Source organism: Thiocapsa sp. UBA6158, from assembly GCF_002423035.1.
GTDB lineage: Bacteria > Pseudomonadota > Gammaproteobacteria > Chromatiales > Chromatiaceae > Thiocapsa.
In genome coordinates this window covers 1-13,459 of sequence record NZ_DIUM01000011.1, presented here as the reverse complement: position 1 = coordinate 13,459, position 13,459 = coordinate 1, and the positions used below count along the sequence as shown (strand labels likewise).

Here is a 13,459-nt window from a genome sequence, read left to right as displayed (position 1 = left end):
GCTGAGGCACGACGCTAATCACCTCGCCGAATTTCGGATTGGCATTGAGTTTCTCAATTGGCGCATCGATGTTGTTATAGATACTATCGAGTTTCGTATTCAGCGCAGCTTGGTTGCCCGAATTCAATAACTTGACAGCATGGCGCACATAGCCGCTATCCGTGGTGGATTGTTGAGGCTGGGTCGCATACATTATGAGTCCGACATTGACCTTGTCCGTCAAACCAGATAATGCGTTGCGGATGGCGCGGACCTCGGCTTGACCTTGTGTTATCCCGTTCTCCCATTGCTGATCTTGCGCAGACCAGTTGGTCGTGTTATCGAGCACGAAGAGAATAGTCGGCAGGCCGGTTTCAGTGCCGGTGCCGCCGACGAAGATGTCGATGTCCTCGGCGTGGCTCGCGAGACTTGTGAGCAGCGTGAGCAGCGTGATACCGATGATGTTTCGATTCAATCCGGATATTGACATGATCGACTCCTTCCGCTTTGATCAATTCGGGCAGGCGACTGCGAGATCGGCGTTCAAGACGCGGACACGGACACCTTGGCGCACGCGTGCCTCGGCGCCCGATGCGAGATCGCGCCCGGTGGCGCGGATGTCACAGATCAGCCAGATGCAAGGCCAGCGTGGATCCATGCAGGCATGATCCGTCGGATCAAGCCAATCGAGATCGTTGCCTTTCACGGGCGTCGTGCCGACACAGCGTGGTTGATCAAAATCGACACGCACATCCGAGGTGCCATCGCCATTGAGGTCAAATTCTTGACTGTCGGGTGGAAAATTGACGGGGCAGCTCACGAAGAGTCCTGATTGACCCGCTTGCCTGTGGATGAGTGTTTCGATCGCGGCTTCAGCTGAGTTTTCGAGCTGAGAACGGTCTTCGAGATTCGTGATGACCAGGAGATTGCTGCTCCCCATCTCGAACACTGAAACGGCGATCAAGGTGGTGAGAACCAGCATGATCAGCGCAATGACCAAGACAGCGCCGCGAACGGATCGCCGTGAATGAGTTGAATTGGGCGCTCTCATCACGCTCACTCTCGCTGACCCGCGATATTGTTGAGGCGGACCGTGGTGCTGTAGGCTTGACGCTTGAATTTTCTGTCAATTTCCCCGAGGGGCACTTGGCAGCCGCCAAGCTGGTAGGTGCGATTGTCCTGGTATCCATGCGTTGCTCTCAGGTTGCGAGCGATGAGATAGACGCGAACGGCGACGACATTGAGCCAGTCAGCAGGGTCGCCATCATCGATCCCTTTGGCGGTCAAATATTCATCGGGCTCGCCATCGCGATTCGTATCGATCCCATACTCGAAATGCAGATGCTCGATCCCTTCCGCGATTGGAATACCTTGATAGCCGTCCGCGGTCAGCTCGGCCCGCATCAATGTCGGAACCAAACCCTCGTATGATGGGATCGCGCGCAACTCGACATAATAGAGATGATTCTGTAAGCGATAGATCGGGGCGAGCGTAGGCGTTTCGGCATTGCAGGGCTGTGTCGTGCCGACGAATGTCGATGCCTGGCTGCCGATGATGAAGGGCGGTGAGTCTGTACAAACCGGCTTCTGGATGTGCGGGAGTCCAGCCACGAAGGGCTCGCATCCTGTGTTTCCGCTCGCGCATGTACTGGCACGCCGCACCATGATGATATCCGTCCCTTCGAGGGCGCGTTCCGCGCAACCTGGACGTTGATTGGCCGTGACATTGTCCAACCCACGGATCGAGGCATGCAGTGTCGCTGCTTGCTGCATCTCGTCGAGATTCGCGCAGATGACAGTGCTTGGAGCCAAGGTGTCGTCGATGATCGCCTCGCCATAAAATCCAGCATTCACGAGATCGTCGCTCAAGACCTGCAAGGCATAGCGCGCGTTCTGGATCTGTCCGATCGACTTCTCGAGCTCATAGCGGGTGCGGCTGTTGTTGGCGAGCACCACCACCAGTGCGCCGATCAAGAAGACACCGATGGTCATCGCGATCATCAGCTCGAGGAGCGTGAACCCCGCCGCACTCCGCCGGATATCTGGAGCAATGGAGCCGAGGGGTCTTCTCGGTTGCGGTCGATGCCGAACGGGCGACGCGATGCTCAGGGGCAGCCCTCTGTTCGGGCGACCTTCCGACGCGCGGGCTAGGGCATGCTGACGATCGCTGTCACAGGACCTGGCCATGCCTCAATTGAGATCCGCCAGGGTCACGCGGATCGCGAGGACGCGGCGCTTGGCCTCGTTGCCATAGCCATCCTCGCCGCAGGGCAGCGCGGGCGCCCGTGTCTCGGTCAAGCCCTGCCAGGCCACGCTGACGCGCAAGGTAACGGGATCGCCCGAGAGCCCTTCGATACAGCCGCGCGCGCCGATCAGTGCGCCGAGAAAGCCCTTGTCACCATCGGCAGCGTCGGCGCCGCCCAGGGCGCGTCGCCATTCGCACAGATCGCGTGTCGGGATGTCGCCATCCTCGCAATCCTGGTGCGTGGGCTCAACCACCGTCATGCCACCGAGCGGGGCATATCTTTCGGATTTAGCCGAGCTGCGCTGGCTATTGATCCGCGCCACCATGTCCTCGGCGAGGACGAGCGCATGCGCGCGTTGATAGGCTTCCATCTGCGTCGCCGCCATTCGCGCCTGGAGCCCAGCGAGACCAAGCAGACCAAAGGCAATGATGACCGCGGTCACGAGGATCTCGACCAGCGTGAAGCCGGATTCGGACGCGCTCCCGAGACCCGATGCGGTCATCCTGAACAGCCCTCGCGGATCAGGATCGGCTGTCCGCCGGGATCGATGCGCAAGCAGCGTTGCTGCGCGCCTTGATCCCGCTTCGAGCTGATCTCGAATGTGATGGTGCCGGCCTGTCCACGCAGGCGGCCGGAGCCACGATAGGTCAGGCTCGAAATTTGGCTCGTCACCGTGACCGCTCGAGGCGGGTCGGCGTGCACCAACTCCCGCGTCTTGTCGGTCGGGTGATAGGCGACCCAACCCGACTCCCAGCCACCGTCCATGGTGGCAGGGACGAGCGTGACATCACGGTTGAGATGGATGGCCGCGGCGCGGGTGCGCCAGAGCGCGGCCTGAAGCTCGCCAGCCGCGGCGTGAACCCGTTGATCGGCGATCAGTCGCGAGAAGGACGGCACCCCGATCCCCGCGAAGATGGCCACGATGGAGATGGTGATCATCAGCTCCAGCAGGGTGAAGCCGCTTGTGTGACGGTTCGGGCGTGTCACGTTCATGGCCTGCTCCACCTTACCAGGCGTCAGTGGGCGTCTTGGCGCCTGCGTGATCGATGCTCAGCGCGACGCCGCCGAGATCCTTGACCTGGGGCGTACCGGCCTTCGGCGTCGCGCTGATGGTGAACCCCGGCGGACTGGTGTCCGTGACGATGACAGGATCATCGTAGAATTTCGCCACCTTGTCGGGTGCGGCGAGACCCAACTCGTCATAGCTCGCATAACGCCGCGCATCGAGCAGAAAGAGTTGCTGACGCTGCGCAAGATCCATCAGATAAGCCTGTGCCTCGGCGCGGTTCGAGCGAAGGATATACTGCTGATAGCTCGGATAGGCGATCGAGGCCAGAATCCCGATGATGGCGACCGTGATCATCAGCTCGATCAGGGTGAAACCGCGCTTGCGGGCTGCCCGATTCCGACCGCCCGGACCCGGCGGCTGCGACGCCCACGCGGCGCAGAGTGCCGGGTCCAGGCACGTCCGCTTCCCCTCCGCCCAATGGCGAGGGCCGCTGGGTGTTGGTGTCGCGGGCATGCGCTGGTTCTGGATCGATGCAGCAAGGGGCAGCGCCGGCGCAGGGATGCTCCCCTGAAGCCGCCCGCTGCCGAGGTCGTCGGTTGGCGGTCGATGTGCGGATCTGATCATGGCGTCGCTCGCTGCTCGGTCGTTGTCCGGCGGCCGAGGAGGACCTCGCTCCATGGGGGTCTCCCCTGCCGGGGAATCGTCTTCGGGGACCTTCGGGATCCCCGATCTCAACTTGAAGTGTGGCAGGGGATCGGTCCGGCATCCGCGAGCGAGCGCACAGAACGAGCAAAAAAGGACTCAGCGCGAAGCCGAAACAGTGTCGTCGGTCACAGCAGGCCGGCGCCGAGTGATCATACCGATACTGCGCGGCCTTGGGCGTGACCTCGGAGTCGACGAGCGCACCGAGAAGCAAAGCTCACCCCGCCGCCGGGCATCCCGCTGCGCGTTACGTCTCATCCTGACCAATTTGTCCGGAGCGCTCGACTGAGCGGGTCGAGTGAGCGGACACGCCTCGATTTCAGAGCCCGTCGGTCCGATCGTCGCTGCTGCGTCGGGATATCGCTCACGCGCGGCATCGCGGAGCGAATGATCCTAAAGCGCGCCCGGCGCGATCTGCGATGTGTTTCGATGGGATCGGCCCCGGCAGACGTGACGACCGCTCGAGGCGGCGCGGTTTAAGCGCCACGGATTGGATTCCAGACGCACCGACGCGGCTCGTCCGTTCACCCGCACGAACACATCCGGCGCTCGAAACCGCCCGTCGCGTGACGACAGCTCGAACAGTCGACAAAGAAGCGCAGCATGGCGTATATCTTGCGGCAACATCTTCACGCCCTCACGTCCTCACGCACCCAGCCCCCGGAGCCCACTGTGACCGATCCATCGCCTCGCCCCCGGGGCTTCACACTCCTGGAGCTGATGATCGTGGTGGCGATCGTCGGCATCCTTGCCGCCGTGGCTTATCCGTCCTATCGAGACCATGTCAACCGATCACGACTGTTCGAGGCCCAGACGGTCTTGATGGAGGCGGCGCAGTGGATGGAGCGTCAATATGTGATCTCGAATCAGTATCCAACCGCGGCCTTATTCGAATCGACTTCGGGACTCACCCGTTCGCCCACGGGAACCGGCGCGGTCCGGTACAACATCTCGGTGACCGCACAAACGGCGCGAACCTTCACCCTGAGCGCCGAACCGGTCGCACCTCAGGATTGGCGCGGCTGCGGGACGTTGACGCTCGATAACCTTGGGCAGCGTGGGGCGACCGGGAACGTGGCCGAGTGCTGGCCATGAGCGCCCGTCGCCTCGCCGGTTTCACCCTCCTGGAGCTCATGATCACCCTGGCCGTCCTGGCGATCCTCACCGCGATCGCCGTCCCGAGTTTTCAGACTCTGTTGGAGCGTAACCGCTTGACCAGCGCGACGAATGATCTGCTTGGTGCGCTCATGATGGCCCGCAGCAACGCGGTCACTCGGCGCGTAATCACGCGTGTCTGCCCAAGCACCAATGCGTCCACGTGCGCCACGGGTACCGTCAATTGGGCGACCGGCTGGATCGTCACGGAAGACCCGACAAACCAGGCTGGACGGATCCGCGTTGCCCCGGCTCTGCATCCGTCTTTGACTGTGACGACGACCTTGCAGGCGGTCGCGTTTGATCCGCCTGGCAATGCGAGTAACCTCGCCAGCGGGGCCTCTATTGAACTCGCGAACACCAGCGATCAGCGCTGCATCCGGATTCGGTCGAGCGGCCAGGTCGTGACGGAGCCGAGAGCATGTTCGTTATGAAACCTCATCTGCGATCGGACCAGAACGTCAGATCGGCGCGCGGCGCCTCAATGATCGAGGTGCTGATCGCCATCCTGGTGATCAGTATCGGTCTGCTCGGGATTGCCGCGCTGCAAACGACGGCGCTGAAGACCGCCTCCGATAGCTACAATCTGACCCAGGCGACCATCCAGGCGGTCGATCTCGGAGAGCGGTTTTGGGCGGCTGCGTGTATCTTGTACAGAGCACCCCCAGAGGACGCGGTCAAAGCTGTGGAAGGAATCGTTGCTCAATGGAAACAACCCCAGGAGCCGCCCGGACTCGAACCACTGCGAGAGGTCGACTTCGAGCCTCCTATTAATGAAGCCTTTTTCGACCCAAGTACCAGAAGCCTGGAATTCCGATACATCATTATCTAGAATAAGCACGAGCTGGGGGCCGGGCAATCCGCATTCGAAGGTTTCACCTTTTCGGTCCAACTCCCACCACGGGCGTATTGGGATAACCAATCCACCTCCAACCCCCGCAACCCCTTTTGCCCCAGCCCGCTATGAATGCCCATACTCATCGCCTGCAACGCGGCCTCACCCTCACTGAGCTCCTGATCGCCTCGACCATCGGAATCCTAGTGATCGGCGGTGCCATCGCCGTGTTCTCGGCCAACCAGACCGTCGGACGGACTACGGAGCAATACCAGCTCGCGCAGGATGACTTCCGCTACGTGAGTCAGATCATTACTCGAGTCGTTCGTGATGGGTTCAGCTTCGATGCGGCCACCAGCGCCTCGACGCTCGTCGTGTCATACCCGTCAGTCAACCTGACGGGTTTGCGCAATTGCGTGGGCGCCGAGCCAATTAGCGCTCAAACCAATCGGTTCGCGCTGAGACGGGACACGCAACGGGGGTTATGGGTGCTGGAGTGCATCGTCGACAACCCGAATCAGACTCAGACCCTGATGGAGTGGCCTATATCGAACGCAGCCGACGCGGACGATAGATTCATCGTTAGATTGCTGAGACCTTCGGTGACTAACACTAACAACGACCTTGGGAGCCTGTTAGAAAACGGCACCACTGCCGCGAATGCCAGCTCTGTCGAAGTCACCATTCGGCTGCGCCGTCCCAACGCACCCAATAATGTACAAACGCGATTCGTCGCGACGATGCGATGTCGTGTTCTCGCCTGCCAATGAGCGGACCACTTCCGGAAAGGCCGACAAAGAGATTGGAGGTCAGATAACATGCTGCAATCACCATCATGCCAACAACGCGGCGCCGCCTTGATCATCGGCCTGATCCTGATCATGGTCGGAAGCATCGGCGCGATCGCAATCATGCGCGGTAACCATATCCATGATCGCATGGCGTCGAATCATCATAACAAAGTGATTTCGCAGATGGCTGCTGAGGCCGGAGCCAGCGAGTTCTTAGCTTGGATCGGGGCGCAGGATGCAAGCAGTATTGCGACCTGGCGGAACTCGTGGAGCGAGGACCCCGATTTCGACCTGCCAGATACTGAAGATGAAGCTGCCTCGACTGGCGAGCATCATGGCGCTTATTGGATCAGCGACGTGCAGTGGACGTACTTCGCCCCGAACGATCCCCGGAACCAGGTCCAAGTCACGATCACCGGACTGGCGCTTGTCGACAGCCAACCTCTGGCCGAAACCGCCATTGTCTTGACAGTTAGCGCACCAGTCGCCCCAGTGCCCGCTCAGCCCGGGCAGCCCGCGCAGCCCGGGCAGCCAGGGAGGCTTCCCCCTGCGTTCTACTCTGGACTGCTCTCGGGCGGGAATATCATTGTCAAAGGCAAAGCAAGCTTTCAAGGCAGTGCTCACGCCAACGGTAATGTCGAACCAACCTCGAAGGCAAACGAGCTCACCGATCGAACGGTCATCGATGACACCGGGACGTCGACAACGATTGAATCTCGCATCACTGCTAAGGGTAACAATGAGTTCAGAGGGGCGACCCCAGCGACTGGCAGAGTGGTCTCAGGGGCTCCGGAAGTCGAAGTGCCATCGGCAAGCGAATATATTGAGTCGGCTAGAAATCGCCCAGGAGTGATTCAATCCTGTACGATCCCAAGTGGAGACGGGGGAGGCGCAATCTATTTTTGTAATGGGGACGTTACACTTGCGGGCGGCAGTTATCAAAACGTAACCATTTTGACGACAGGAAATGTCACAAACAAGGGCGCGTCGAGTTTGAATGCGACGGGTGAGCTTAATATGGCGATCATCGCCAGCGGGAATATTGAGTTTTCAGAGAATAACAAAACCGAAGGCGTTTATTGGGCTGATGGCAACGTCATTCAAAAGGGTGCCTCTACGCTAAGAGGGTCGATCGTGACACGTGGCAATATCGAAAGAGGCGGGAACTTTACCTACATTCAGGTCGACCGTTTTTCTTCGGGGTTAGTATCAGGTATGGGGGGGGAGCCGGCAGTGCCAGGCCAGCCGGCAGTGCCAGGCCAGCCGGCGATGCCCACAGTTTGGCGAGAAAAATTCGGCTGAGTGGTTCAAGATGTTCGCTCAGCATTCCCCCGCAGCATCGCGCAGCATCGGGGTCAGGTCTTTCCTTGTGACATTCCAGAACGTCCGGCCCGGTACCGTGGGGTCCACGGGATTCATGCAAACCGCGCAGCATCGCGCAGCATCCAGAAGCATCGAGGGGCGTCGGACTGAGGAGGTGCGTCGGGGTCAGGTCTTTCCTTGCGACATTCCAGAAAGTCCGGCCCGGTACCGTGGGGTCCACGGGATCCATGCAAACCGGGGACGGGCGACTTCAGTCGCCCGAGCACACCCACTCGGCGGACTGAAGTCCGCCTTCCCCCAGGTCTCCCCCAGTTGCCGACTGAAGTCGGCGTACCCCGAGGTCGAATACCCTGGGCGGACGGGATCGACATGGCTGTGAACATGGCCCTCTGCGATCCGACCACAAGCGGTCTCCAGAACCCTACGCAGTCATGTCTGCAGCGAAACGTTGCAGGCGCTGCCCCTCCACGCGGGCCTCGGCCAGCAGTTGACCCCAGTCCTCCGGCGGTTGGCCGCTTTCCAGCATCTGTCGGAACACCCGGTAGGCGTCGTCACTGCGATCATAGGCGCGCTTGGTGTCCTCGTCGTTGACCCACGCAAACACGATGACCTTGGCTTGAGCGTGGTAGCGGAAGAACAGCCGATACTGCTGGAAGAACTTGGCCCGGAACCAGTGTCTGTGATCCTCGCCAAGGGTGTCGCCTTGTCGGTACTCCGGCCGCGCCGGATCTTGCGGGATGACGTCGAACGCCAATCTGGTGATGGCCGCAAGCCGTTTGCTGGCGTTCTTCTTCGCGTAGCCGACCGGGTCCTTCGGCTTGATGGACTCGACCTGGCGCGCTAGCGCGTCAATCTGACTGAGGAATAGCGGATGCGCGAAGACCGTCCAGCCATGAATGACCAGGTGCGGGGGCTTGTCCGCACTCATTCATCGTCTGCCGACAAGGCAGCATCGAGATCGACGTTGATGTTGCCGACCAGGGCTTGCAAGCGCTGAACGAAGCCAGCATCCACGGCCTGCAGGCGCTCGGGGTGGGCGGCAATGTCGCGTGCCAGGAATCCCAGGAACTGTTCGAGGACCGGATCATCGCCCTTGGGGCCTGAAGCGCGGGTCAGCACCACCTCGCCGCCGGGGCGGATGCTGTAGTGGATCTTGTCTCGCTTGCCGAGACGCAGGGCACGACGCACGGTCTCCGGCACCGTGGTCTGGTAGCGGTCGGTCAGCGTGGATTCGACTTCGAGGGTGGCGGGCATGTCGCTTGTCGGTTAAAGAGGTGGTTACCCTGAATGGTAATGCAGCGCCCTTGCCGAGACAATGCGGATGCATTGCCTTCGGCCACATCGACCGTGACCCGGTCGCCGACCGCGCCCGCCCTCGCCGATCCCACCATCGGCGGGCTTCAGGCCATGATTTGCGCGGGCAAACCACGCGCCTACGGCGAGGTGGCTTCTTTCGGTCTCGCCAGAGACGGGCTTTCTCGGAAATCACCGAAGTCGAGCACCGAATCCAGTCGTTGTCGTGATCGCGGTCGATGACGACAACGAGAACCGAGCAAAATCGCGGGCAAACCAGAACCTTTGGGAGCGCATGAAGCGGCTCGGTATCAAGCGCGCCTGTTGGCCTTGCGGAAAATACATATTATTCGCACAATGCAGATTCTTCGACGAACCCGAACGGCCTGATCCGGCCCCGGCGGCACTATGCGATTCGACCTCAAGGAAAGTGTCACGACGACAGAGCTGGTGCGTAATCTCTCGGTCGTGATCGACCGGGTGCGGCTGACGGGCCGAAGGCTGGCCATCACCAAGGGCAGTCAGACGGTCGCCGAGCTGAGTCCGCCGGCGAAGGCCGGCTACCCCATTTCCCGACTCGGCGAGTTGCTGGCATCCCTGCCCAAGCTGGATGCGGACGACCGAGCCATGGCTGACGATCTGACACTCATCCGCCGGGCGGGAGATCTTCCGGACACGCCATGGGACTCGTGATCGATACCAATGTTTTCATCGATGCGCAGGACGGGCGCTTCGCGCTGGAGCACCTGGCGGATTTTGCGCACTACGGCGAGGGCTACATCGCCGCCATCAGCGTCTCGGAACTCTTGGCCGGGGTCCATTTGGCAGCCACTCCGACCCAGCGTGTGCAACGCGCGGCCTTCGTCGAGGGACTGATCGGGAACATGCCTGTGCTGGACTTCACGGAGGCGGTCGCGAGGGTCTACGCGGAACTCTATGCCCATTTCCTGCGACCGCGCGGCCAGATGAAGGGCCGCGTTCATGAGCTGCAGATCGCCGCGACGGGCATTGCCCATGGGTTTGCGGTGCTGACCAGCAATCGGGATGACTTCAAACAGATCCCCGGCCTGCGTGTCGAGTGCCCGTTTGGATGATCCGATGCCCTTCCTCGCGCCCCCATCGACTCGACCGAGCTTTCTTGGTCGGGCCAAAAGGGTCTGAGCTCTTTTCGCGCCCCCGGAACAGCGAGCACGCGCCTCGGCCGTGCGACAGGACGCATGGCCGATCGACTGTCTGGGCCGGATACTGTGGGCGGAAGGGATCTGCCTGGTCGTGAACATGGCCTTCTGTGATCCGATCACACGCGGTCTCCAGAACCCTACGGAGTGATGTCTGCAGCGAAAGGGTGCAGGCGCTTTCCCTCCACGCGGGCTTCGGCCGACAGATCAGAAACAATCAAAAAAACCGAAACACGTAGGATGGGTTTCGCTGACGCTCTACCCATCCTACGCGCGCATCAATTCGTCCACCTCGTCTCTGAATCGTCACTAAGTAACGGTTCAGAAACAACTGAGCCATTCTGGTTCTTCACTCCCCCTCTCCCCAACCCCTCTCCCGCGAGGGGAGAGGGGCTAAGATGGATCACTTATTATTGAACGGCTCCTAAGGGTCGTCGCCGGTGCAAACCTACCCTATCCGCCCGACTTCGACCAGAAGGCATCCAGAGCCGCAACGGTCTCCGGCAAGCGTTCCCACTGCGGTAGGCCCATGTTCGGTGCCAACCGTTGCCGGGACCAATTCGGGTGACGGGCGACGAAGTCGTCGAGCCGCTCAAAGTCGATGTAGGGGTCGCGGTCGGCGATGGCGAGCACGGGTAGATCCGTGAGCTTGGAATAGAGCCGATCGCTCGCTGCGGGCGTGAAGAGCTGCATGGAGAGAAAGACCAGCGGGGCGTGTCGTGCTCCCGGCTGATGCGCTGTGGCGTAGGCGTAGTCGAGGATCTCCCGGGTCGGCTCGCCGACGAAGGATTGTCCGAGGTAGTGCCGGATGCTGCGCTTGGATGCGACGAGATCGAAGAGGGCTTGACTCAGTCCGGGGGTCTTCAGGATCGGGTGCACGATGCGGCCGAATCCCGGCCCGGGCGGAACACGCTTGCTGAAGCCGGTCGGTGCGATGAGCGCCAGCGAGGCGACGGAGCCGGGCGTGGTGCCGATCGCGCGTGCCGCGAATTCGGCACTCAGCGACAAGGCGACGACATCGGCGGGCTGCCCGACGACCTGCTCCAGAAACTGCTTGAGCACGTCGGCAAAGAGCTCCGGTGTATAGCCCGCCGTGCGACGCTCGGACTGGCCGAATCCCGGAAGATCCAGGCTGTAGACGGTGCGCTGCGAGCGATAGTGCTCGAACAGCGGCTTGACCTCGTAGCTGCTCGGCGCGGCGTTGATGCTGTGGACCAACACCAGCGGGCGCCCGCCGGCGGAGGTGTCGGCGTAATAGGCGATCCGCCAGCCGTCTGCGCTCGTGAACTGCGAACGCGGTGCCTCGACGGCCTCGCCGAGACGGATCCCCCGCCCCTTTCGATCGCGATTAGGCTTGGCTGCTGCCAGGGTCTCTCCGGTCATGGTGATATCTCCCCGCCTTGGAATTGTCGATGGTGGGCGGCCGTCGTCGGCAGGCGCCGCCACGGGCCGTTTTGAATGCGTTGCAGTGTTGCGCGATTATACGCCGAGGCGTCGGGGCGCCGAGGCCGGATCGTCGGCGCCGCGATCGTCCTCGAGCCTGTATGGCTTAAGAAGCCCGAACCCGAATCCCCAAGGAGTCTTCATGTCACGCCCTCGCACACTCGGCCTGCTGTCACGCCCTCGCACACTCGGCCTGCTGTTGACCGGATTATCCGCCGTGCTGGTCAGTCACGGTGCGCTCGCCTATCAGATCAGCGGGGTCCAGGTCGAGCCCCTGGCCAAATCGCACACCAGCTGGAACGGCACCCCGCTGCCCGCCTATCGGACCGGGCAACCCGAGGTGACGATCCTCAAATACCTCATCGCGCCCGGCGCGGAGCTGCCGCCGCACCTGCATCCCGTCATCAACGCGGGCGTCATGCTCAAGGGCGAGCTGACCGTCGTGAGCGATACCGGCGAAAGGCTCCATCTCAAGGCCGGCGACACCATCATCGAGCTGGTCGATCAGGTCCATCAGGGCCGCAACGAAGGGACCGAGCCGGTGGAGTTGATCGTCTTCTACGCGGGAAACGTCGGCCAGCCGACCAGGGTTCTGCAGGACAACTAAACCGCGTCCAGAGCCACATGCGTCGTTTTCACTGTTCGTTTAGCTTCGGAGATATCCTCGATCCAAGTGAGACGCGGTTTAGAAATTAAGATTTTTAATACTTTAAACCGCGCCGGCTCCGACAGTCGTCGGAGCCGGCGCGGCCAAGCCATCCACCACATGACGCATACCGCACCGGGCGCGGTTTAAAGCGGATGAGCACGATGAATCAACCTCGACGACATCCGCGACCTGCTCGATCGCCTCGACGCGCCCGAGCTGATCGCCGAGCTCGACGTCCTCGAGACGGAGTGTTGTTGAACCGCGTCCTCGTGCCCGCACGTGCGGGTTGCGGCAGATCTTAAGCTCGCATTCTCCCTCGACCCCGGCGGGGACGCGGTTCAAGATGATGAATCAAATATCCTGAAACGCGCCCCTGCCGGGATCAGTTGCCGCACGCCGCCAAACCCAAACTCCGAACCCGCCATGCCCTACCGAGCGCGTTTCAGCCGGGTATACTTGGCGGATCCGATCCTCCCCGCCCAGGTAGCCTCACATGCCCCAGTACCGCTCCCGCACCACCACCCATGGACGCAACATGGCCGGCGCACGCGCGCTCTGGCGCGCCACCGGTATGACGGACGGGGATTTCGACAAGCCGATCATCGCCGTCGTGAACTCCTTCACCCAGTTCGTCCCTGGCCATGTCCATCTGAAGGATCTGGGCCAACTGGTCGCGCGCGAGATCGAGGCCGCCGGCGGCGTGGCGAAGGAGTTCAACACCATCGCGGTCGACGACGGCATCGCCATGGGTCACGGCGGCATGCTCTATTCGCTGCCCTCGCGCGAGGTGATCGCGGACTCGGTCGAGTACATGGCCAACGCCCACTGCGCGGACGCCCTGGTCTGCATCTCCAAC

18 protein-coding genes are annotated in these 13,459 nt (G+C 61.5%); 9 read left to right on the top strand and 9 right to left on the bottom strand.

Features of this window, described 5'->3' with window-relative positions:
- From B4N44_RS02025 to B4N44_RS02000, 6 genes are all read right to left on the bottom strand, one after another.
- The coding region (locus B4N44_RS02025; protein WP_296696389.1) for a hypothetical protein at nucleotides 1–469 on the bottom strand (469 nt) is incomplete at its 3' end.
- Nucleotides 470–490: 21 nt separating this feature from the next.
- The gene (locus B4N44_RS02020) at nucleotides 491–1,030 is read right to left on the bottom strand and encodes a pilus assembly PilX N-terminal domain-containing protein (protein WP_349681053.1); all 540 of its coding nucleotides are present in this window, start codon (nucleotides 1,028–1,030) and stop codon (nucleotides 491–493) included.
- Between the two features lie 5 nt (nucleotides 1,031–1,035).
- Complete coding sequence (locus tag B4N44_RS02015) at nucleotides 1,036–2,166, bottom strand: PilW family protein (RefSeq protein WP_296696386.1); 1,131 nt, start codon at nucleotides 2,164–2,166, stop codon at nucleotides 1,036–1,038.
- A gap of 3 nt (nucleotides 2,167–2,169) precedes the next feature.
- Nucleotides 2,170–2,727 (bottom strand): type IV pilus modification protein PilV, encoded by a 558-nt coding sequence (gene pilV, locus B4N44_RS02010; RefSeq protein WP_296696384.1) that lies wholly within the window; start codon nucleotides 2,725–2,727, stop codon nucleotides 2,170–2,172.
- Nucleotides 2,724–3,218 carry a GspH/FimT family pseudopilin gene (locus B4N44_RS02005; RefSeq protein WP_296696381.1) on the bottom strand — a complete coding sequence of 165 codons (495 nt, stop codon included), beginning with the start codon at nucleotides 3,216–3,218 and terminating at the stop codon, nucleotides 2,724–2,726. The genes pilV (B4N44_RS02010) and B4N44_RS02005 overlap by 4 nt, the downstream gene beginning before the upstream one ends.
- Nucleotides 3,219–3,231: 13 nt before the next feature.
- A complete protein-coding gene (locus B4N44_RS02000) occupies nucleotides 3,232–3,858 on the bottom strand; it encodes a type IV pilin protein (protein ID WP_296696377.1) in 627 nt (208 codons plus the stop codon).
- Nucleotides 3,859–4,608: 750 nt separating this feature from the next.
- Between B4N44_RS02000 and B4N44_RS01995 the strand changes: the two genes are divergently transcribed.
- From B4N44_RS01995 to B4N44_RS01975, 5 genes are all read left to right on the top strand, one after another.
- Nucleotides 4,609–5,031: a type IV pilin protein gene (locus B4N44_RS01995; protein ID WP_296696376.1), complete on the top strand. Its 423-nt coding sequence runs from the start codon at nucleotides 4,609–4,611 to the stop codon at nucleotides 5,029–5,031.
- Nucleotides 5,028–5,525, top strand: a complete 498-nt coding sequence (locus B4N44_RS01990; RefSeq protein ID WP_296696391.1) for a GspH/FimT family pseudopilin — start codon at nucleotides 5,028–5,030, stop codon at nucleotides 5,523–5,525. Before B4N44_RS01995 ends, B4N44_RS01990 begins: the two co-directional genes overlap by 4 nt.
- Nucleotides 5,513–5,923, top strand: a complete 411-nt coding sequence (pilV, locus tag B4N44_RS01985; protein WP_296696373.1) for a type IV pilus modification protein PilV — start codon at nucleotides 5,513–5,515, stop codon at nucleotides 5,921–5,923. The genes B4N44_RS01990 and pilV (B4N44_RS01985) overlap by 13 nt, the downstream gene beginning before the upstream one ends.
- 131 nt (nucleotides 5,924–6,054) lie before the next feature.
- Nucleotides 6,055–6,696 carry a PilW family protein gene (locus B4N44_RS01980; RefSeq protein WP_296696370.1) on the top strand — a complete coding sequence of 214 codons (642 nt, stop codon included), beginning with the start codon at nucleotides 6,055–6,057 and terminating at the stop codon, nucleotides 6,694–6,696.
- Between the two features lie 48 nt (nucleotides 6,697–6,744).
- Entirely contained in the window at nucleotides 6,745–8,019 is a 1,275-nt protein-coding gene (locus B4N44_RS01975) for a pilus assembly PilX family protein (RefSeq protein ID WP_296696368.1), read from the top strand.
- 442 nt (nucleotides 8,020–8,461) lie between these two features.
- Here B4N44_RS01975 and B4N44_RS01970 read toward each other — a convergent pair whose 3' ends face one another.
- Both B4N44_RS01970 and B4N44_RS01965 read right to left on the bottom strand, forming a co-directional pair.
- Complete coding sequence (locus B4N44_RS01970) at nucleotides 8,462–8,968, bottom strand: type II toxin-antitoxin system YhaV family toxin (RefSeq protein WP_296696366.1); 507 nt, start codon at nucleotides 8,966–8,968, stop codon at nucleotides 8,462–8,464.
- Nucleotides 8,965–9,294, bottom strand: coding sequence for a type II toxin-antitoxin system PrlF family antitoxin (locus B4N44_RS01965; RefSeq protein WP_296696364.1), 330 nt, complete (start codon nucleotides 9,292–9,294; stop codon nucleotides 8,965–8,967). Before B4N44_RS01965 ends, B4N44_RS01970 begins: the two co-directional genes overlap by 4 nt.
- Nucleotides 9,295–9,741: 447 nt before the next feature.
- Between B4N44_RS01965 and B4N44_RS01960 the strand changes: the two genes are divergently transcribed.
- Together B4N44_RS01960 and B4N44_RS01955 are read left to right on the top strand one after the other, a co-directional pair.
- Nucleotides 9,742–10,026 (top strand): hypothetical protein, encoded by a 285-nt coding sequence (locus B4N44_RS01960; protein WP_296696361.1) that lies wholly within the window; start codon nucleotides 9,742–9,744, stop codon nucleotides 10,024–10,026.
- The gene (locus B4N44_RS01955) at nucleotides 10,014–10,427 is read left to right on the top strand and encodes a type II toxin-antitoxin system VapC family toxin (protein WP_296696358.1); all 414 of its coding nucleotides are present in this window, start codon (nucleotides 10,014–10,016) and stop codon (nucleotides 10,425–10,427) included. Before B4N44_RS01960 ends, B4N44_RS01955 begins: the two co-directional genes overlap by 13 nt.
- A gap of 537 nt (nucleotides 10,428–10,964) precedes the next feature.
- Here B4N44_RS01955 and B4N44_RS01950 read toward each other — a convergent pair.
- Complete coding sequence (locus B4N44_RS01950; RefSeq protein ID WP_296696355.1) at nucleotides 10,965–11,894, bottom strand: alpha/beta fold hydrolase; 930 nt, start codon at nucleotides 11,892–11,894, stop codon at nucleotides 10,965–10,967.
- 202 nt (nucleotides 11,895–12,096) lie between these two features.
- Here B4N44_RS01950 and B4N44_RS01945 point away from each other — a divergent pair, with 202 nt between their 5' ends.
- Complete coding sequence (locus B4N44_RS01945; protein WP_296696352.1) at nucleotides 12,097–12,561, top strand: cupin domain-containing protein; 465 nt, start codon at nucleotides 12,097–12,099, stop codon at nucleotides 12,559–12,561.
- A gap of 535 nt (nucleotides 12,562–13,096) precedes the next feature.
- Nucleotides 13,097–13,459 (top strand): dihydroxy-acid dehydratase (locus tag B4N44_RS01940; protein WP_296696350.1); only part of this gene is annotated, 363 nt, incomplete at its 3' end.